Source organism: Candidatus Nanopelagicus abundans, from assembly GCF_002288305.1.
In the GTDB taxonomy this organism is placed as follows: Bacteria; Actinomycetota; Actinomycetes; order Nanopelagicales; family Nanopelagicaceae; genus Nanopelagicus; species Nanopelagicus abundans.
Map to the genome: position 1 here is coordinate 352,738 of NZ_CP016779.1, position 20,846 is coordinate 373,583.

Annotated in this window: 21 protein-coding genes; 9 read left to right on the forward strand and 12 right to left on the reverse strand. The window is 39.4% G+C overall.

Translation table 11 applies throughout. The annotated features are described in order from the left end of the window. Window positions 1-5: 5 nt before the first annotated feature. The 3 genes from B1sIIB91_RS01885 to B1sIIB91_RS01895 form a co-directional block, all read right to left on the reverse strand. Window positions 6-1,118: a PQQ-dependent sugar dehydrogenase gene (locus B1sIIB91_RS01885; RefSeq protein ID WP_095687944.1), complete on the reverse strand. Its 1,113-nt coding sequence runs from the start codon at window positions 1,116-1,118 to the stop codon at window positions 6-8. Between the two features lie 300 nt (window positions 1,119-1,418). Further along, window positions 1,419-2,006: a DAK2 domain-containing protein gene (locus B1sIIB91_RS01890; protein WP_095687945.1), complete on the reverse strand. Its 588-nt coding sequence runs from the start codon at window positions 2,004-2,006 to the stop codon at window positions 1,419-1,421. Beyond that, window positions 2,003-3,004, reverse strand: coding sequence for a dihydroxyacetone kinase subunit DhaK (locus B1sIIB91_RS01895; RefSeq protein WP_095687946.1), 1,002 nt, complete (start codon window positions 3,002-3,004; stop codon window positions 2,003-2,005). Before B1sIIB91_RS01895 ends, B1sIIB91_RS01890 begins: the two co-directional genes overlap by 4 nt. A 169-nt stretch (window positions 3,005-3,173) precedes the next feature. Between B1sIIB91_RS01895 and B1sIIB91_RS01900 the strand changes: the two genes are divergently transcribed. From B1sIIB91_RS01900 to B1sIIB91_RS01925, 6 genes are all read left to right on the forward strand, one after another. Then, window positions 3,174-4,181: a substrate-binding domain-containing protein gene (locus B1sIIB91_RS01900; RefSeq protein WP_095687947.1), complete on the forward strand. Its 1,008-nt coding sequence runs from the start codon at window positions 3,174-3,176 to the stop codon at window positions 4,179-4,181. 141 nt (window positions 4,182-4,322) lie between these two features. Beyond that, window positions 4,323-5,819 (forward strand): sugar ABC transporter ATP-binding protein, encoded by a 1,497-nt coding sequence (locus B1sIIB91_RS01905; protein ID WP_095687948.1) that lies wholly within the window; start codon window positions 4,323-4,325, stop codon window positions 5,817-5,819. A 1-nt stretch (window position 5,820) separates the two neighbouring features. Next, window positions 5,821-6,840, forward strand: a complete 1,020-nt coding sequence (locus B1sIIB91_RS01910) for an ABC transporter permease (RefSeq protein WP_095687949.1) — start codon at window positions 5,821-5,823, stop codon at window positions 6,838-6,840. Window positions 6,841-6,989: 149 nt separating this feature from the next. After that, complete coding sequence (locus B1sIIB91_RS01915) at window positions 6,990-7,868, forward strand: ABC transporter permease (protein ID WP_190279181.1); 879 nt, start codon at window positions 6,990-6,992, stop codon at window positions 7,866-7,868. Further along, window positions 7,868-8,956, forward strand: a complete 1,089-nt coding sequence (locus tag B1sIIB91_RS01920; RefSeq protein ID WP_095687951.1) for a M42 family metallopeptidase — start codon at window positions 7,868-7,870, stop codon at window positions 8,954-8,956. Before B1sIIB91_RS01915 ends, B1sIIB91_RS01920 begins: the two co-directional genes overlap by 1 nt. A gap of 32 nt (window positions 8,957-8,988) precedes the next feature. Beyond that, window positions 8,989-10,524 (forward strand): FGGY-family carbohydrate kinase, encoded by a 1,536-nt coding sequence (locus B1sIIB91_RS01925; protein WP_095687952.1) that lies wholly within the window; start codon window positions 8,989-8,991, stop codon window positions 10,522-10,524. Here the strand turns inward: B1sIIB91_RS01925 and B1sIIB91_RS01930 are convergent, their stop codons facing one another. From B1sIIB91_RS01930 to heR, 7 genes are all read right to left on the reverse strand, one after another. Continuing rightward, window positions 10,525-11,553 carry a zinc-dependent alcohol dehydrogenase gene (locus tag B1sIIB91_RS01930; protein ID WP_095687953.1) on the reverse strand — a complete coding sequence of 343 codons (1,029 nt, stop codon included), beginning with the start codon at window positions 11,551-11,553 and terminating at the stop codon, window positions 10,525-10,527. Window positions 11,554-11,557: 4 nt separating this feature from the next. After that, window positions 11,558-12,364: a class I fructose-bisphosphate aldolase gene (locus B1sIIB91_RS01935; protein ID WP_150123734.1), complete on the reverse strand. Its 807-nt coding sequence runs from the start codon at window positions 12,362-12,364 to the stop codon at window positions 11,558-11,560. A 13-nt stretch (window positions 12,365-12,377) separates the two neighbouring features. Further along, window positions 12,378-13,265, reverse strand: coding sequence for an NAD(P)-dependent oxidoreductase (locus B1sIIB91_RS01940; RefSeq protein ID WP_095687955.1), 888 nt, complete (start codon window positions 13,263-13,265; stop codon window positions 12,378-12,380). A gap of 19 nt (window positions 13,266-13,284) precedes the next feature. After that, window positions 13,285-14,088 carry a BtpA family protein gene (locus tag B1sIIB91_RS01945; RefSeq protein WP_095687956.1) on the reverse strand — a complete coding sequence of 268 codons (804 nt, stop codon included), beginning with the start codon at window positions 14,086-14,088 and terminating at the stop codon, window positions 13,285-13,287. Window positions 14,089-14,202: 114 nt separating this feature from the next. Further along, on the reverse strand, window positions 14,203-14,514 hold the full coding sequence (locus tag B1sIIB91_RS01950; RefSeq protein ID WP_095687957.1) for a putative quinol monooxygenase: 312 nt from the start codon (window positions 14,512-14,514) through the stop codon (window positions 14,203-14,205). A gap of 75 nt (window positions 14,515-14,589) precedes the next feature. Further along, entirely contained in the window at window positions 14,590-15,474 is an 885-nt protein-coding gene (locus B1sIIB91_RS01955) for an aldo/keto reductase (protein WP_236861121.1), read from the reverse strand. Window positions 15,475-15,545: 71 nt separating this feature from the next. Further along, window positions 15,546-16,313 carry a heliorhodopsin HeR gene (heR, locus tag B1sIIB91_RS01960; protein WP_095687959.1) on the reverse strand — a complete coding sequence of 256 codons (768 nt, stop codon included), beginning with the start codon at window positions 16,311-16,313 and terminating at the stop codon, window positions 15,546-15,548. A 46-nt stretch (window positions 16,314-16,359) separates the two neighbouring features. Here heR and B1sIIB91_RS01965 point away from each other — a divergent pair, with 46 nt between their 5' ends. Beyond that, window positions 16,360-16,773, forward strand: coding sequence for a DoxX family protein (locus B1sIIB91_RS01965; protein ID WP_095687960.1), 414 nt, complete (start codon window positions 16,360-16,362; stop codon window positions 16,771-16,773). Between the two features lie 7 nt (window positions 16,774-16,780). Here the strand turns inward: B1sIIB91_RS01965 and B1sIIB91_RS01970 are convergent, their stop codons facing one another. After that, the gene (locus B1sIIB91_RS01970; protein ID WP_095687961.1) at window positions 16,781-17,581 is read right to left on the reverse strand and encodes an SDR family NAD(P)-dependent oxidoreductase; all 801 of its coding nucleotides are present in this window, start codon (window positions 17,579-17,581) and stop codon (window positions 16,781-16,783) included. Window positions 17,582-17,593: 12 nt separating this feature from the next. Further along, complete coding sequence (locus B1sIIB91_RS01975; protein WP_095687962.1) at window positions 17,594-18,631, reverse strand: NAD(P)-dependent alcohol dehydrogenase; 1,038 nt, start codon at window positions 18,629-18,631, stop codon at window positions 17,594-17,596. A gap of 242 nt (window positions 18,632-18,873) precedes the next feature. Between B1sIIB91_RS01975 and B1sIIB91_RS01980 the strand changes: the two genes are divergently transcribed. Together B1sIIB91_RS01980 and B1sIIB91_RS01985 are read left to right on the forward strand one after the other, a co-directional pair. After that, on the forward strand, window positions 18,874-20,238 hold the full coding sequence (locus tag B1sIIB91_RS01980) for an ABC transporter substrate-binding protein (RefSeq protein WP_095687963.1): 1,365 nt from the start codon (window positions 18,874-18,876) through the stop codon (window positions 20,236-20,238). A gap of 24 nt (window positions 20,239-20,262) precedes the next feature. After that, complete coding sequence (locus tag B1sIIB91_RS01985; protein ID WP_095687964.1) at window positions 20,263-20,841, forward strand: phosphoheptose isomerase family protein; 579 nt, start codon at window positions 20,263-20,265, stop codon at window positions 20,839-20,841. Window positions 20,842-20,846: the final 5 nt, after the last annotated feature.

Consider the following 20,846-nt stretch of genomic DNA (forward strand, 5'->3'; position numbering starts at 1 on the left):
TGGGCTTATTCTTTTAAGTTAAGAATTAACAACTTTCCACTATCGGTTGTAGCAACTAATTGCCCAGAATTTAAAACTTCAAGATCTCTAATCCGCTCACCAATATCAAAGTTTTGTGTATCAGTAATTGTTAAATTATCAGTTAGTGAGATGAAAACTAGGACCTGCTCCTTAAGTGATCCTGAAACTAATTGATTACTCCACGCTGCCCAACCACTCTTAGGTAGTTGCACCAACTCAGTTATTGCAATTGATGGCACCCAATATTTAAGTGGCTCTTCATATCCAATATGCGTGCCAGATTTTGTCGGCTTAACATAATCACCTGAGCCATAAGGCTGTCCGTAGCTAACAAATGGCCAGCCGTAATCAGCTCCGGCTTTAATTAAATTAAGTTCATCCCCACCACGTGGGCCCTGCTCAGTGGCTAATAAATCTTTACCGTTATATAAAAGAATTCCTTGCGCATTTCTATGACCCTGAGAGATTTTAGTTATCGAATTACTACTTAATTTAAAGATTGATCCTAAATCTCCTCGCTTACTTCGATTTGATATTTGTGGATAACCTAAATCACCAATAGTCACATAAGCAGATTTTTTATCAATCACTGCAAATCTACCGGAGGTGTGTTGCACAGCTGAGATTGGCACACATGGCTTTGTAACTAACCAATTCTTAACTCGCTTAATTTTTTGATTAACTCGATCATAATTTATATTTTCAACAACAATTTCAACACAATTTTTCTGTGAACCCAGTCGTGGGTAGGAAACAAGTAGATTTGCACTGCTCTGCGTTTCAGATAAGACTGCAATATCATTGATAGCAAATCTTGAGTCATCATTTCTTCTGTTCGCAGCAATTACTGCGCCTAACTTAGTTAGCTGTTTAGTTGCTAAATTATATAAAAATAACTCACCACCTGTCTTACCACCACCTAGAAGTAGATCATCATTTGCTAACACAGCAAGTGCGGGTCCGCGCATATTCCCACCTGAGGTGGTAGCTGTTTTAATCTCATCTGATCTAATTTGTAGATTAGGCAGGGGCGCACTATTTGCGGTGGCAGCAGATAAAATTGAGGTAAGTAGTGAGATTAAAAGCAGGTAGATCATCTGCGTAGTCTAGAACAGATGACCTACCTTATAAGTGTTAGTTAAATTACTTTAAGCAACTACTAAGCAGTTTAAGTAGGTGAATTTTCCGCTCAGCTTTGATGAAGTAGTGGTAACAATCTTTACCGCACCTGCTGGTGTTGATATTTTCCACTTGGATCTTAAAAGAGATGCCACGTCCTAATCAGGCAAGTGTGGTTAATGTGGTGGCAACAGTTGTCATCTTAATTTTACTAATCCCTGTTTACATCTCACAGCGATAAGCCGGGCTCAAGATGAGGTTAAGTAGCTAACTAAAGATTATTTAAGTGCCTCAAATACAACTGCAATTACATTTGCACCCGCATCTTCAATACCTTTAGCACGTTCACCAATCCAACCGGCTCGGCCATGTTTTGGCATCATATTTGCAGTTGCAGTTGCACCAGATCTTGCGGCAATTGCGGCTTGAGATAAACCAGATTTTAAATCTTTAGCAGAATTTAAAGCTTCAATTGCAGGATGAAGTGCGTCAAGTAATGTTCGTTCGCCAAGTGCGGCCTTACCTCTTGCTGAGATTCCATCAAAAGCTGCTTGAAAAGATTTTCGAGTATTAGTTAACGCATCATCATCGACAGAAACAGCAGCGGATGCTCTAATAAAACCGGTAGCAAATAAAGTACCAAATGTTGAGGATGCAAATTTAGAGATTTCCTTACCAACCAACATTAAATCAGATTTTAAATCTCCAGTCAGTAAGCCATTCGCTGCTCTTATTCCTTCTGCAATCTTTCTGGCAGTGATGCCAAGATCAGCATCTCCTGCAGCGGCATCTAGATCTTCAAATTTTTTTGAATTTAATTCAAGGGCTACCGCCACTTTTTCTAAGGCAGTTGAAAGTTCACTCATGCCTGAGTAAAAAATGGTGTGTGGGCAGGTGCGTTGATATAACTGAGTAGCTCATCATCTACACGAATTATTGAAATAGAAGCACCAGCCATCTCAAGTGATGTTGCAAACTCACCAACATGCACTCTTGCCACATTAACACCATACCCAGTTAATACTTTCTTAGCATGTCGATACATAATATAAAGTTCTTCAGGTGGTGTAGCGCCAAGACTATTCACTAAGACACAAACTTTGTCACCAGACTTTAAATCTAAATCATCTTTAATCGCTGAAACTAGTTGTTCAGTTATCTGATCAGCACTTTCTAACTTAGTTTTCTTTATTCCAGGCTCACCATGAATACCCATGCCAATTTCCATCTCACCAGGCTTAACCTCAAAAGTTGGGTGCCCAACAGTTGGCAGAGTTACTGGGCTTAGTGCAACTCCCATAGTTCTAGTTTGGGCAGCAGCCTTTCTTGTAACAGCTACGACCTCATCTAAAGATTTACCAGCTGCTGCAGCAGCGCCTGCAACTTTGTATAAAAAGAATATTCCAGCAATACCTCGTCGGCGAGACTCCTCACCTTTTGGAGCTGACGCAACATCATCTGCACCAAGTATTGTCTCAACTCTAATTCCTTCAGCTGCTGCCATCTCAGCTGCAAAGTCAAAGTTCATTACATCTCCGCCGTAGTTTCCGTAAATATAAAGAACACCGGCTCCTGAATTAACTTGCTTAGTTACTGCCAACATTTGCTCGGCGGTAGGACTTTGAAAAACATCACCAACCGCAACACCATCTAATAAACCTTTACCAACATAGCCAAGAAATAGTGGCAAGTGCCCTGATCCTCCACCAGTAGTAATGCCAACTTTCTTTGCAACCGGTGCATCAGCTCGCACTAAAGCATGCGTATCACCCTCTACAGACTTTAGTTGGGTGGGGTAAGCCTGGAGAATTCCATCCAGCATCTCATTTACGAACTCTTTCGGAGTGTTAATGATTTTCTGCATATATTTAGCCTTTCCCTAGGTCAAACAAGAGTTTATAACAAAATTGTCACATTAAATTTATGCAATTTAATGGACTATTGACCAATACCCTATCAAACAAATATATTCTCTTCACCTATGGAGGTCAATTTCTGATCCCCATTAAAGGAACGAAAAACCGAGGAGAACAATGAAAAAATCAAAGCTGATTGCAATTGTTGCAGCGACTGCAGCACTTGCCCTCACAGTAAGTGGTTGCTCATCATCTGGCGATAGTGCATCAGATAAGCGCTACGTAGTATCCGTTAAGTTGATCGGCGTTGGCTGGTTCGACAATATGGAAAAGGGAATTTTAGAGTGGTCTGGCGAAAATGAAATTGATGCCAGCATGACTGGTGCAACAGATGCTTCACCTGAAAAACAATCAAAGATGGTTGAAGATTTAATTGCACAAAAAGTTACTGGCATTGGAATTGTTCCAAATGACGTTGCATCTATTGATGGTGTAATTCAAAAGGCTAAAGATGCTGGAATTTTTGTTGTTACTCACGAAGCAGGCGGAACTAAAAATGCTGATGCAAACATCGAAGCATTTGAGAACGCTGCATACGGTGCAGTAATAATGGATAACCTAGCTACCTGTATGGGATCTGCTGGTAAGTACGTAGCATTTGTTGGTACTTTGACAAACGGAAGCCATAACGAGTGGGTTGCCGGCGCAAAGGCTCAACTAGATGCTAAGTATCCAAATATTAAGCGCGTAGAGAATCCAATTGAGTCTAAAGAAGATGCAGATGTTGCATACAATAAGACTAAGGAACTATTGAAGAAATACCCTGACCTAAAGGGCTTCCAAGGATCATCAGCAAATGATGTAGTTGGAATTGGCCGCGCAGTTGAAGAGCTTGGTCTAAATGACAAGGTCTGCGTAATGGGAACTTCAATTCCTTCTATGACAACTAAGTTGCTTGACACCGGAGCGATCGACAAGATCTTCTTCTGGGATTCAGCACTTGCAGGCAAAGCGATGCTAAATATGCTTGAAATTCTAGGCAAGGGCGAGAAGATCACTGCAGGTATGGATCTTGGCGTACCAGGCTATGAAGCAATCACTGTTAGCGCTACAAATCCAAAGAGCTTCAATGGAGCTGCTTGGGTAATTGTCGATAAAGATAACGCAAGCCAATATAATATATAAAATATTGGACATTCCCATTGGGAAGAAAGTGGGGCACGGTTTCCGTGCCCCACTTTCGTTAATAAGGTATTAACAATTTGTTAAAGTAGTAATAATATTGAATTATATTTAACTAACTTATTAGAGGGGTTTATTTACTAAATGGTTAGTACAGAAAGCCTTAACTACAGCGTTAAAAATATTACAAAAAGTTTTGGTGGGGCTAAAGCGCTCTCAAATGTTTCGATGTCAGTTTCAAGCAGTGAAGTCCACTGCCTCGCTGGTGAAAACGGCTCAGGCAAATCAACATTAATTAAGATTATGTCAGGTGTCCACGCCCCCGATTCTGGTTTAATCCGCTTAGATAGAAAAGAATTTAATCAACTTTCACCAAGGCAAGCAGTGCAAGAGGGAGTACAGGTAATATTTCAAGATTTTTCATTACTACCAAATCTGACTGCGGCTGAAAATATAGCCTTACCAACATTTATATATGAGAATTCAAAATTTATAAGTAAGCGTGAAACTAAGAAAATTGCTCAGAGCGCACTTGAACTAATTGGCGTAGATATTGATTTTAATCTTCCAGTTTCTGATATCTCAATAGCCTCAAAGCAGTTAATTGCAATTGCCAGAGCTACTAATCTAGGCGTAAAAATGTTGTTTATGGATGAACCAACAACGGCTTTAACAAGAAAAGAAATTACCCGTTTATTTGAGGTTATTAATCAAATAAAAGCACGTGGAGTAGCAACCGTTTTTGTAAGTCATAAGATTGATGAGATCCAAGAAATTTGCAATACGATTACGGTTCTTCGAAATGGTGAAGTAGTAGCAGATGGACCTATGAAAGACTTTGGAGCAAGAGAAATTTCACAAGCAATGACAGGTCATGATGTTTTAACAACTCGAATTGCGCCAGATCTTAAAATAAGTGAGCAAAAAGTGGTTGAGGTATCTCATCTGACTGCTAAGCCAACATTTTCTGATATCTCATTTTCAGTTGCGCCAGGAGAAATTTTAGGTATTACTGGTTTGCTTGGATCTGGTCGTACAGAGTTAGCTGAGGCAATATTTGGGAAGTATCTTGTTGATTCAGGGGAGATAGCAGTTAATGGAGTTAAGTTAAGCATAAATTCCGCTAAAGCGGCTCTAGATGCTGGAATTGGATACGTTCCTCCAGATCGTTTAACACAAGGGTTATTTTTAGAGCAATCGATATTAAGAAACTTAGTTGCCGTTGGTATTGATAGATATAAGAGTAACTGGGGTTCATTACCTAAAAAAAATCTAACCGCAATTGGTAATAAGTGGGTTTCAGATCTTAAAATTAAAACTAAAAATCCATCAAATCCAGTGACTTCCTTATCTGGAGGAAATCAACAGCGAGTGGTGTTAGCAAAATGGTTTGCCATGAATCCACATTTAATGATTCTAAATGGTCCAACAGTAGGTGTTGACGTCGGGTCAAAGCGGGAGATATTAGAAATTATTAGGGATAGAGCAAAAAATGGAATGTCATTCTTGGTAGTTTCAGATGATATTCCTGAACTTATCCAAATTTGCCATCGAGTACTGGTAATTAAGAATGGGAAAATATCTAAAGAATTTCTAGAATCAGAGCTTGATGAAGCTTCTTTATATAAGGAGTTGAATTGATATGAACTTTAGAAAATTATTACGGCGCAATGAAACTGTATTAATATTTGCAATAATAGTTTTTTCACTGGTAATCGGCTCAAAAAGTCCAGAATTCTTTACGATAGCAAACCTTTTTGACATCTTACGATCTTCCTTTGTTCAACTTATTTTTGCGCTAGGTGTATTAATTGTAATTATTAGTGGTGGTATAGATGTTTCATTTCCAATAGTTGGTATCTTCGCTGGCTATACCGCAGTTGTAATAATGCGCAAGTTTGAATTAAACGAAGAGAGTGTATTGGTGCCAATTGCACTTGCAATTCTAATCGGCATTATTTTAGGCGGTTTAAATGCAATAGCAATTGCTGGCTTTGAAATTCCAACCCTAATTGCCACTTTGGGAACTGCTGGTATTTTTCGCGGATTTATGCTTTCATTTATTGGTGCATCATTTATTAGTGATATTCCACTTGGATTAGATAAATTTTCTACAGCTGACCTAATTAAATTTGAATCTGAAGCGGGGACATTAGTAAGACTACATGTCTTAGTAATTCCAGTAGCACTAATTACTCTGGCAGTATCACTGCTATTAAATAGGACAATTTTTGGTAGATCGGTGTATGCACTAGGTGGGGGAGTTGAATCAACTAGAAGACTTGGTATCTCAGTTAAGCGCACACAAGCAAAAATTTATATGTTAGTTGGAGGATTATCCGGATTAGCTGGAATTTTATATGTTTCTTTGCAACGAAAAGCTAACCCATATGACTTGGCTGGTTCAGAACTCGATGTAATTGCTGCAGTAGTACTAGGTGGTGCCAGCATTATGGGTGGATACGGCACCGTGTTTGGAACAGTTCTTGGCGTACTATTTATTAATATGATAAAAAATAACTTAGTTTTACTCGGTGTTAGCAGTTCATGGCAGCGAGCTGCAGTAGGAGTTTTGTTAATAATTGGTATAACTATTCAAGCAATAGGTGAAAATCAAAAGCAAAAAAGACAGCGATCTGCTACTAACAAAGAGGCGGAGTAGTTATGAACGAGCGCCTACAACGATTCAGCACTGCGGGATTATTAGCTGATCGTAAAGTTACCCAATTAATGGGGTTTACTACTTTTACCCTAATTTTTTTCACAGTTTTTTCATTTAACATTTTCTTTACCCCAGAAAATTTCCGGTCAATGGCATATCAAGTGCCTGAAATTGCGATCTTATCAATTGCCGTTATGTTATCTATGCTAACTGGTGGTATTGATCTTTCAATAGTAGGTATATCAAATGCAGCTGCACTAGTTTCGGCTTACATAATGACTCAGAAAATGACTGAAGGTGGAGATATTTCTACCATGTGGATCATTGCAGCTTGCTTAGCAGGAATCTTAATCGGATTGATATGTGGAGCAATTAATTCAATACTAATTGCAATTCTAAATGTGACGCCAATTTTAGCTACCTTAGCAACTATGACATTATTTAATGGAATTGCCATAGGAATTACTAATGGAGTTTCTGTTTCAGATTTGCCAAAGCAATTTATGCGAGTTGGCAATGGTACATTCCTTGGTATACCCACACCATTTGTACTAATGGTTGTTATTGCAATTTTTGTTGGTTACTTAATTAACCGTACTTCACTAGGTTTAAAGGTGTTGCTAATTGGAACTAATAGAAAGGCTGCCCAGTACAGCGTGATGGGAGACCGTAAAGTCATCGCATGGACTTATATAATTTCTGGACTACTCTCTTCATTAGCCGGTTTAATTATTGCTTCTCGTACCTCAGCAGCTAGTCCAGATTTTGGTAATTCCTATATTCTGCTAGCTATTGTTGTTGTAGTTTTGGGTGGAATTAACCCGATGGGTGGATTTGGCACTGTTACCGGAGTAGTTCTAGCTACGATCGTATTACAGATGGTCTCATCTGGCTTTAATGCTCTAAGATTTAGTCAGTTCTTCTATTTGTTAGCACAGGGCGGAGTTTTAGTGTTGGTTATGATCCTAAACACTGTGTTTGAAAAGCGTCGAATAAATAGATCTATCAATAAATCATTGGATTCTTAATGTCATTAATTGAGCGTTTAGAAAAATACTGCCTAACTCCTGCAATGTCAGGGTTTGAAGATGAAATGATTAAGAAGCTTAAGGCTGACTTAACTGAATATGTTGATGAAATTAGAGTAGATGTACTCGGAAATGTTATTGCCACTATTAAGGGTAGTAAATCTGACTCATCTGACTTAATGGTTTTTGCTCATACAGATTCTTTAGGAATGATTGTTAAAAAAGTTGAAGAAAATGGCTTTATTAGAATAGAAAGAGTGGGCGGAGTACCAGAGCGAATATTGGCCGCATCAAATGTCGTACTACAAGCAGAAGGTGGCAAGATTGTTAATGGCTTAATTGGTTTTGTTTCTCACCATTTAACTCCACCAGAGGATAAGTACAAAGTTAAGCCAATAAATGAATGTTACGTAGATATTGGTGCTAATAGTGCACAAGAGGTAGCAGATGCTGGGGTCCGTATCGGAACACCCGTAATTTATCGACCAAGCTTTGAAAAGTTACTTAATAATAGAGTTGCTGCCACATCTATTGATGATCGAGCAGGTTGCGCATTACTAGTCGAATTAGCTGCACACTTTAAAAAGAATCGTCCAAATATCACTTTACATTTAGTGGGAACAGTGCAGGAGGAGTTTAATCTTCGTGGAGCTATGGTTGCTGCCCAGCAAATTAAACCAACTGCTGCAATTAGCATTGATTTAGTTGCAGCCTCAGATACCCCAGATATTAAAGATTCAAATTCAGTTGCAGTTGGTAAGGGCCCTATTGTTGGTACTTATACATTTCATGGCCGTGGCACTTTAAATGGTCTCATTCCAAATCCAAAATTATTAGCACTTGTTGATCAAGCAGCTCTTAGCTCTAAAGTTAATCTTCAACGCCATGCCACAATGGGATTACTTACAGATGCCTCCTATGTTCAGTTAGTAGGAGATGGTGTTGCTTGTGTTGATCTTGCTTGGCCAACTAGATATACCCACTCTGGTGTGGAGAGTTGCTCACTTGATGATTTAAATGATCTTCGTAAGTTATTAATTGAAGTTATTAGTAAATTTCCCTCCGAAGAAAAGTTTTTGCGCGGTTAATAGCAACTTTAGGTAATGGGAAGTGGTGAGTAATGGGACAAGATCTTCTTTTAGGAGTTGATATTGGTACCTATGAATCAAAGGGAGTATTAACAACAACAAAGGGTGAGGTAGTTGCTCAAACTTCAATTGCACACAAACTTCTATTTCCCAGAGCCGGATGGGCCGAGCATGACCCAGAATTAACTTGGTGGGGAGATTTTTGTAATATTTCAAAGAAATTACTCACAACCCAAGGGGTTTCTGCCAGTGATATTAAAGGCGTGGGTGTGAGCGCTATTGGTCCTGATGTCCTACCAATTGATGAGAATTTTAATCCATTGCGAATGGGAATTTTATATGGTGTTGATACTAGAGCCGTTAAGGAAATTGATGAACTAAATGCTCAATTTGGTGAGGATACAATTTTTAATGCAACGGCTAACTGTTTATCATCTCAATCAACAGGTCCAAAGATCTTATGGATAAAGAAAAATGAACCTGAGGTTTATAAGAAAGCTCGCTGGTTTGTTGATGCCACAACTTTTATTGTGGCTAGATTAACTAATCGGGTAGTAATTGATCACTTCTCAGCAGGCTGTATGGTCCCTCTGTATGACCCATGGACAAGTAAGTGGAGTGATAAGTATTGCAAAGAGTATATAAATCTTGATCAATTGCCGGAGATTTTATGGAGTAATGAGTTAGCTGGCACTATAACTGAAAGTGCGTCTAAGCAAACTGGATTAGCAGTTGGCACACCAGTCTCAGTTGGCACTATTGATGCTGGCGCTGAAGCACTTAGCGTTAGTGTTACTAAGCCAGGTGAAATGATGATGATGTATGGCTCTACTATATTTATGATTCAAGTTACTGATAACAATCAAGCTAGAGAAAAGCGGTTATGGGCAGGTCCATATTTGTTTCCAAATACTTGGTGCTTATTAGCTGGAATGGCAACTAGTGGATCACTTACCAGGTGGTTTAAAGATAACTTTGCAAAGGATTTAATAAGTAAAGAAGAGGCTGGTGGAGATAATGCATACGCAGAGTTAGTAAATGAGGCAGGTGCAACTCCAGCAGGTGCTGAAGGAGTCATAGTTTTACCTTACTTTAGCGGTGAGCGAACACCAGTAATGGATCCAAGGGCAAAGGGAATGATCTTTGGTTTAAGTCTTACTCATACTCGTGGGCATTTATTCCGGGCAGTTTTGGAAGGTATGGGACATGGAATTAAGCAGCATGTTGATCTCTTCACTGCAATTGGGGCAAGGCCACACACAATTAAATCTGTTGGTGGTGGCACAAAAAATAAGGTTTGGTTACAGGCAGTAAGTGATATCTCAGGTGTTCCACAAGAGGTTGCACCTCTAACTTTTGGCGCCTCCTATGGTGATGCCTTACTTGCAGGTGTTGCTACTGGATTAGTTGCCTCCGCTGAAGAGATAAGAGTTTGGCAGGGCCCACCAACTGTAGTTAAACCAAATGATGAGTTGGCTAAAACTTATGCTCCATTAAGTGAGATTTATGCTCAACTTTATGATGCAACTAAAAATCAGATGCACAAACTACATGAGCTTGATTACTAATTAAGGATTAAGCATTACCCGATAGCTAGGTGTTGAGGTTGCTTGCTCAAAAGCATCAGATGCTTGTTCTAATGGATATGAGTTATCGATTAAGGCAGATAGATCTATTTGATTATTTGCAATCATTTCAGTTGCTACTGCGTGATCACGCCGATCAGCACTAACAACGCCTACCGCCGATGTTTCTTTGTTATGCATAAGATTTGGGTCAATTGCAAATGGCGTAACTGGGTGAGCTGAGGCAAATAAGCAGATCTTGCCACGATTATTTAATACATCTAAGCCATCTTGATTAACTTCATCACTGCCATAAGCAGTAATTGCAAAATCAACGCCACCAAGAAAAGCCTCTTTAATTCGCTCTCTAATGCCAGCACCAGTTTTAAAAACTAAATCAGCTCCAATTGCCTTAGCTTTTTCAAGCCGCTCTTCATTGATATCAACTACTGCAACTCTAAGTCCTGATTTCTTAAGCACTAATGTGTTCATTAATCCCATTGTGCCGGCACCAAATACAACTGCAGTGTCACCTAATCGTGCATTAATTAGTCGAGCAGCATGGATGGCGCAAGATAATGGCTCTGCAAGTGCTGCCTGATCCCAATTAGCGTTACCGACTGGAAAAACGCCATCACTGCGATGCACTTTATATTGCGCAAATCCACCTGGACCATATTGCCCACCTTTAAGTGAGAAATTTAAAAAGTGATCCACGCATCCTTTATCTTCACCTCTAAGACAGGCTCGGCAACTACCACATGAGGATGAACCCATCGTGACTCGATCTCCAACCTTTACATTAGTTACTAGATCACCAATTGCTGAGATCTCACCAGCATTTTCATGCCCACCTAAAAAAGGATAATCAGCTTTAGTTTGGCCGGTATAGATACGTTGTTCCCAAGTGCACAGTCCAGCTGATTTAATCTTTAGTAAAACATCTCGTGGACCAATAATTGGCATAGGTACATCAATAACTTCAATTTTTTTAACACCAGTAATAACTGCAGCCTTCATTTTTTCAGCCATCTAGTTATTTATCCAAAATCTTCATGGCTTCATCAACAGTTGCATCTTGATGCACAATTGCACGTATTGATTTAATAAATTTAGCTGGGTTTGCATGCTGCACTACATTTCGGCCATAAACAACACCAGAGGCACCGCTATCAATAGCAATTCTTGTTCGTTCAATTAACTCACGGGGTGTTACTTGGCCACCACCTCGAACTAGTACTGGCACGCCAGAGGCAATTTCAACTACCTGATGAAAATCACTCATTGGGGTAGTGGCATCGACTTTAATAATATCGGCTCCAAGCTCAACTGCTTGGCGCACTAGAGATGCAATCTTATTTACATCACCAACTGAGGCAGAACCTGCTCCAGCTTTTGCTGTCATTACTAACGGTTCAACCATTAATGGAATTGCTGCTTTCTTACACTTTGCTACAGCTAACTGAATATTTTGAATACATTGTTCTTGTAATCTAGAGTTTTCATCTAAATTAAGAAGATTTAGAACTACACAGGCAACATTCTTATCATTTGCAAGATCTAGGCTTGCAATATTGGCGGTATCCCAAGCGTAATCAATATCCCGTGCCTCATATACATTTGTGACATCAAGGCGAAGGGCAATTGCTACATTAGTTTTTAACTTTAATTTGTTAAATATCTTTAATCCACCTGGATTTAATTGAATAACATCAGGCTTTCCAGCCAAAATTTGGGGTAGGGCAGTGGCTAAGTTTTCAATACCTTTTGCAAAAGATCGATCACCAAAAACACCTAGATCTAGAGCAATATTTATACATTTTTTTGATTTAGGGTCAAACATTTTACTTCTTGAATTACTCAACGAGATCAACTCCTGCTCGCTTAGATATTACCTTGACAATTGCAGAGGCATTTAATTCACCAAGACCAGCGTCAACACCCTCTTTGGCTAACTCTTCGGTAGTACTAGCAATAGTTACAGGAGAGTTAAAACGCTTAGCAAAAGCTTGAATTAATCGGGCATCCTTTAACATAAGTTTTAGCGGGAAGTTAACCTCATAATCACCCTTAATAACACCAGCACCAACACCAGCGTAGATAGGTGTTTTAAAATCCGCTACTGCAGCTACTTCAAGAACTTTGCGAAGATCTAGACCAGCATTTTTTGCAAGAGATAGCGCTTCACCAATTGAAACTATTTGAGATGCTACAAGTAGATTTCCTACTAATTTCATTTTGGCACCATTACCAGATTTACCCATGTAATGAGTGGTTTCACTTATTGGTTTAAGTACAGACAAACTCTTATTAAATACAGTTTCATCTCCACCAATTACTATCCAAAGACCACCATCTCGGGCCTCACCTTTAGTACCAAAGACTGGCGCGTCAAGGAAGGCAACCCTATTTTTCTCATAGATCACTCGCTCTTCATCACTAGTTTGTGGATCAATAGTTGATAGATCAATTGCAATAGTTCCTGGCTTAACTTTGGCTGCTAAATTATGTCCACCGGTAATTACATCTTTAATGGCAGCATCATCTGCTAGGCAGTACATGAAGAAATCAGCATCTTTAAGCAAGTCAGCTGGATCTGAAACGGTTTTAGCACCGATCTTCTCAATCTCTTTTAACTTAGCAGCGGTTCGATTCCATACAGTTACATCATGGCCAGCCTTTACTAAATTTCCCACCATGCCAGTGCCCATGATGCCAAGTCCAATAAAGCTAACCTTTGCCATGCCAGTTACCTCTCAGAAGTTATCTAGATTTATTTGCTGCTTGTACTAATTCAATTACTCGCTTTGGATCAACTGGATTAAAGGTTTTGCCATCAATTTTCATAGCACTGCCTGAAATCACACCATCTGCCATCTCTAAAGTTTTAGCAACTGTTTGAGCATTCACTCCAGTATTTGCAAAAATAGGTATGTTTTTAGCAGCACTCTTTGCTTCTAATAGGTCAGCTTCACTAAATGCCACACCAGCTACTGGGCCAGAAATTAATATTGCATCAAATCCAAAGTACTCAGCCGCCTTAGCCCGTTGGGCAACAGTTCGGCCTTCAAGTGCTGAAGCAAACTCAGGAACAATATTGGTAAATAGTGCAATTTGATCTGCCTTTAATCTTGTGCGAGCTTGTGCAACTAAGGCTGGATCTGGACTTAGTACACCCATCTCACTGGCAAAGGAACCACACATAACTTCGCGCACAAATGAGGCGCCACAACCAGCAGCAGCTTCAATTGAAGCAATTGGATCCCATAACAGGTTTACGCCATAGGGAATTTTAATTTGATCATAAACTGCACCAACTAAAAATGTTGTCCAAGCCCCAACTTCAGAACTTAATTTTGTGGTGTACGGAAGATCTGACTCATTACAAAATAAGAGTCCATCAATTCCACCATCTTGTAACGCTTTAATATCTGCCTTAACTGCAGTGATAATTGATTTTAAATCTGGGTTTGATTTTGCTTGCGGCTGTCCGGGTGAGGCAGGTAGGTGCACCATGCCAATAATGGGTTTTTTTGCTTTAAATATCTTATCTAGTGGGATAGCCATCAATTACCTTTCAGTGAAAGAGAATTATAACATGAAAAATTAGTTCAAATTTACAACAGTTATGCTAAAACATTTTGGATTAGCAAGTGAAATCTAGTAATACTTCTACTAAATTTAAATACTTGATTTTGCGTTTTCACCACCAAATAGCGCACTGCCTTGGTAAACAGTTAATGGATTAGCTAAGAGATCATCTAGCATCCCTAAAAATGCTTTCACATGAGCTGTTTCAAGATGTGATTTAAATGCTGCTTCATTCTCATACACTTCAATATTCATAAATACACCAGGACGATCAATTAACTCATGAACGGCGTAACTTTTCACACCAGACTCCTGCCAAGAAGCACTAGCACCATTATGTAGTTGTTTGCGTAACTCATCTGCTTTGCCTGCCTTGGCCTCAAATATCGCAGTTACTATCATGATTCTCCTATCAAGTTTAATTTACCCTAATTAAGTTAAAGTCTTTCACTTAATTAGCAGAAATTCAATACTTTATTAACGCTTACTTGCAATATTTAGTCGATCAACCTGCTCTTTAGACAAATTAACAATTTGAATAATCTCATCTAGCTGCTCAACTGTTCTAGCACTTGCAATTGGTGTGCTAATGGCGTTATTTGACCTTAGCCATGCTAAGGCAATTGCAGCTACTGCAGCTTTATGTTCTTTGGCAATTTCATCTAAGACAGTTAGGGTTGAAAGGCCAACCTGATCTAAATATTCACTTGCTGAGGTTGATCTAACTGAGTTAACTGTGTTCACACCTCGATATTTTCCAGTCAAAAATCCTTTAGCCAAACCATAAAAAGGTAGCGCTGAGAGATTATGTTTTATCACAACCTGTGCTTGCTCTGATTCAAATGGATCTCTCACCATCAGGTTGTAGTGATCTTGTAGCGCAATGTAGGAGGCTAAGTTATTTCGCTTAGATATCAAGAGCGCTTGTTCAAATCTATCTGCTTTATGTTGAGAGGCAGCAATGTATCTAATTTTTCCCTCTTTAATTAATTCAGTGTAAGTAACTAATGTATCTATCGTTGGAACTACCAGGTCATCTTCGTGTGAGTAGTAGATATCAATATAATCAGTTTGAAGTCTTGAAAGTGAATCATTTAGTGCCGCCTTAATGTTATCTGGTGATAATCCACGCCTAGTTGATAGTTTGGCAACTTTTGTAGCTAAGACAATTTTGTCTCTATTACCTCGCGCCTTCATCCAGTTACCAATTATGGTCTCAGATTCACCGCCAGTATTACCTTCCTTCCACTGCGAATAATTATCTGCTGTATCAAGAAAATTACCACCATGGGTGACGTATGCATCTAGGACTTTAAAAGATTGCTCCTGATCAGCGCTCCAACCAAACACATTTGTGCCCAAACACAATGGGTACACAGATAAGTTGGTCTGAGCAAGGGTAATCATTGAGAGATATACCTAAACTCTAAGACTTAGGCAGGTGGTATTAATGTGTTTGCAAAGATCTGCCATGCAAGTGCTGACTTTGCAACCAAAGATAGGGTGATATAGGTAGCCTCACCACGAAGGTAATCACTCCATTTACCCACCTTTTTATATTGCAGAAATTGCACAAGTGCAAATGAGTTAAAGAATAAGAAGATAGTAAATACAATTACATAAACAAATGCTGGAGCCTTTGTTTCTCCGGCGCCACCTATGCCAAAGACATAAAAACAAAGCGCAATCCAGGGCACAAGCCCGGTAATACAACCAAAGATGTATGGAAGCCAACCACCGTTTCCTGGGCTCTCATACTTCTCTTGCAACCAGCCAAATAAAATCATTGAAGCATTAACGCCAAAGATAGAGATGATTGCAGTTATATCTGCAACACCAGTAACTTGCGCAATTAAAACAATCATTACCGATGAGCTAATTGAGTACTCAACCCAACGGAAATAATTACGTTTTAACGCCAAGCCTGCTGCATATCTTGGATAAAACTTGCCACTTGCAACTAAGAAGTGGAAAAAGGCCGAAAGACCTAAAAAGATTGCAACTGTTAAACCAATTGGTGTTTCAAATAATGTTACTGGGGGAGCATATGTGCTTCCTGGTGGGCCAGACATATAGGTAGCATTTATTGGAAGTGAGAAGTCACTACTTAGGGCAAGTACTGCTGCCATTTGAGCTAGGTGTAATACACCAGCGTAGATATTAGTTTTACGTAATCTTTCAGCCGTTAATGGTTTACTCATAGTTTAAAGATAGCCTAAATAAGAAAATATCGGCTTTACTTACCCCATGGCGTTAATAAAAACTCTTGCCCAACTAGGCCTCGGTGCATTTCTGCTATCAGCTGGCATCAGCCACCTTGAATCAAATAGAACAGAGTTCTTAGCCCAGGTACCAACCTGGCTGCCACTTGATCCTGACTTTGTAGTCATCGCATCCGGCTTAGTTGAAATTACTCTAGGTGTACTACTTATTACTACCGCATTAATATTTAAAAAGTATCGCGGGGTAATTGGCATAAGTACTGCAGTATTTTTTATTCTTATTTTTCCTGGCAATATTAATCAGTATGTAAATCAAATAGATGCCTTTGGCTTAGATACAGATACCAAGCGATTAATTCGCCTCTTCTTTCAACCACCATTAGTTATCTGGGCGCTTTGGTGTAGTAATGCATTTAGATTGATAAAAAAGTTTAGGTAAATAATCTCTATAAAAGAGTGTAACCACCATCAATTGATAAAATTTGACCTGTAATATAATCAGAAGCAGGTACAGAGAAAAAAAGAACTCCTTGACTAATATCAGTCACCTCAGCCATATGGCCAGCCGGAGTTAATTCATTAATTTTTTTACCTATTTTAATCCCATCGGGAGATAAAAGAAGGTCTGTCAGCATTTTTGTTGCTGTATACCCAGGTGTAATGCAATTTACTCTAACGCCAGACTTTATCCACTCAACGGCCAGGCCTCTAGTTAGGTGGATTAATCCAGCTTTGCTTGTTAGGTAATGCACATGACTATGTTCACTATTTACAATCAATCCAGATATCGATGAAATATTTACAATTTTGCCGTACTTATTATCAATCATCATCTTGCCAAACTGTTGTGAGAGTTGGAAAGCTGATGAAAGATTAGTCTTTATCATCAAGTCCCAATCTTCAGTAGTAATATCAAGAGCAGATTTCCATTGACCTATACCTGCATTATTAATCAAAATGTCAGCTCTTTTGTACTTCTTTGCTACATAATCTTGTAATGCTTTAATCTCCACTGTATTAACTAAATCTGCAACAAAATAACTGGACTGTCCTTTTTTATTTAACTCTGTAGACACCGCATTTAAATTATCTTCATTTCTCCCAACAATAATTACATTAGCACCTGCTTCAACTAATGCGTGTGCACAAGATTCTCCAATTCCTTGTCCACCACCAGTTACTATGGCAATTTTTCCGTCAATCCTATATTGATCTAAATGTGACTTGTGCTTCCAATTTTCTGCCATGGTATTTTATTATTACTTGTCCATGTCAATATGTATTTTGATACCGTTCGGAGGCATATTTTTTGCAAAATCAAAAGCTGCGATACTTTCGCTAAAGCCAAAATGATGAGTTATCAATGGTTTTACATTTAATTTACCGCTGCTCATTAAGTCGAGAGCTTTTGGATAAACATGTGCGTATCTAAATACGCTTTCAATTCTCGCTTCTTTTACGATCGCAGCTGCTAGATCCCACGACACATTTTCAAGTGGAATTCCAATATGAACTACGGTTCCACCTGGTCTTAAATGTGTAACCACAGCGGCTGCGACTTTTTCATTTCCAGAGCACTCAAAAACTATATCTACCCCTCGACCTCGAGTAGCTTTTGCAATTACTGATGTTAAGTCTTCATTAACTGTATTAACAGGGAATACACCCGGAATTGTTCCTGCAATTTCTAATTTAGGTTGCTGTATATCTGTAATTATTACCTTGCTGCATCCTCCTGCTAGAGCAGACATAGCTGTTACCAGACCAATTGGTCCTGCTCCGAAAACTAAAGCTATGTCACCAGGTTTGATTCCAGCCCTAGTTGCAGCCATCATCCCTACGGCAACTGGTTCGACCATTGCTCCCTCTGCAAGTGAGACACCTTCAGGCAATTTAAATGTGAATTGTTCGGGATGAATTACTTCAGGACGTAAGCAACCGTGAAAGGGTGGCGTAGCCCAAAAACTAATTTCTGGGTCTAAGTTGTATCTTCCAATCATTAACTCTGGGCTATGTGGATTTGGTACGCCCGGTTCCATGCAAACTAAGTCACCAATTTTTAAGGATTTTACTTCAGAACCAATTTCAATTATTTCTCCAGCACCTTCATGACCAAGAATCATGGGTGCTTTTACAACAAACTTACCAATGTAACCATGGGTGTAGTAGTGAACATCGCTGCCACAAATTCCCACTGTTCGCATTCGAATTCGAACATCATTTGGGCCTAATTTTTCATCGATTGGAAAGTCACGAAGATTTAATTCATTTTTGCGCTCTAAAACTAGTGCCAACATACCCAACCACCCTTAAGTTAGAGCAAGTAAGTAATTTCCCTGCCATTTGTATTCTAAGGCGCATTCCTCGCTAGGAATAGTGACAAAGTAAAAATCACATTTTTGTTATAAATCTGCGCAAGCCCTATTAATCTTGTGTAAACCATAACCCCAAATTCACCCATAAGCCCCCTAGTAAATCGGGGTGACGGGGATTACCATCCCTTGAGGCTCTGATACACAGGGCACAAGAGAGGTACGCAATGCAAAAGTTAAAAAAAGTATATGCAGCAACAACTGCAACGCTTTTAGCTTTGTCGTTGACTGTTGGTAATGTTTCAAGTGCAAATGCTGCTTGGGATGTTAAAACAGCTGCAGCCCCTTACAAGGGAACAACAATTAATTTACCATTCCTTGATCGCCCAGGATATAAAGCTGCTATCAAAATGATTCCAGCTTTTGAAAAAGCAACTGGTATTAAGGTTAAGTATGACATCATTCCTTACGAGAGTACGCTGTCAAAGCTAACACTAGATTTCACTGGTGGAAAAGCTGCTTATGATGGTGTTCTTGCCGATGTTGTATGGATTGGAAACTTCGGAGCATCTGGTTGGATGGTTCCATTGAAGAAGTTTTACAACGATAAGAAACTTGCAGATCCAGCATTGAATCTAAAAGGTTTCTTCCCAATTCTTCTTGACTCTTTTGGTACTTGGAACAAGACTGTTTACGGACTGCCATTTGATAACTACGCAGGCGTAATGTTCTATAACAAGTGCATGCTAAAAGATGCAGGTTTCTCTGGACCAGCAAAAACTTATCAAGAAATTATTGATACATACGGTCCAAAGATTTCCAAGGATGGAAAATATGCCTATGCATTACAATCAGCTAGAGGTGAAACTCAATCAGCTGACTCATTTATGCGTATGGTCTGGGCTGGCGGAGGTTCATTATTAGACTCTTCATTCAAGCCAAATCTTTCATCTGCTAAGTCAATTGCTGGATTACAATTACGCCAGGATTTGATGAAGTTCATGCCAGCAAGCATCGTTGCTGATGATCACTCTGAAGTTGTAAATGCATTTGCTGCCGGAAAAGTAGCAATGATTACTGAGTGGAGTGCGTTTAACGCAACAATTACTGATCCAGCTACCTCTAAGGTAACTCCAGAATGTCTTGGATATGGATTAGAGCCTTCTGGTCCAGTAGGTAAGCCAATGCCAGCACTAGGTGGATTCTCACTAGGAGTTAGCACAAAGACATCTGCAAAGAAGCAAGCTGCTACTTGGCTCTTCATTCAGTGGGTAACTTCAGAGGCTAATGCCAAGACTTACGTCAAGAATGGCGGAGTTTCTGGTCGTCAAGCTGTTTACAAAGATGCTGAAGTTGCTAAGTCAGGACTATTCGGACCAATGGTTCAAACTTGGGAGAAATACGGAAACGCAGTGTTCCGTCCTCGCTTCCCAGAGTGGCCAGCAATGTCTGAAGAAATTGCCGCAGTAGGTACTGATATCCAATCAGGTAAGACTTCTGTAAAAGATGGAGCTGCAAAGCTTGATGCATCATTACTGAAGATCCTTACAGACGGTGGCTATTACTCTGGCAAGAAGCCAAAGCTTCAATAGTAATAGACACAAAGGTTTGATTAGGTGATTACACAGGGGGATCAAGATTCTCCTGTAAACCTAATCAAAAAAGCTATACAGGAAGTAGAGGGTGTATTTACACCCTCTACTTTCTTGAATTTAAATCAGTTGTGTGAATCCCTTGCCACGGCAAAAAATATAATTTGTTACGGGGTAGGGCGCGAGGGCTTAATGATGAAATCATTAACAATGCGATTAACACATTTAGGGCTTAATGCATATTTTGTAGGGGACATGAATGTTCCACCTGCAACAAAAGAGGATCTACTGCTTGTAAGTGCAGGACCAGGCTTTTTTTCAACTGTCGATGCGTTAGTTGGTGTTGCTACCAAGACAGATTGCAAAGCCATAGTATTTACAGCAAGGCCGGATAGACTCAATGAGCATACCTACCATCAAGTTGTCCATATCCCTGCACAAACCATGGCTGATGACTTGAAAAATCCAAATGGTGTTTTGCCAATGGGTAGTCTTTATGAAGCAGCTCTGTTTCTTTTTTTCGAAATAGTTATAATCACACTACGTGAAGTACTCCAAGAAAGTGCCGAGTCCATGAGGGCAAGACACACCAACTTAGAATAGGCAAT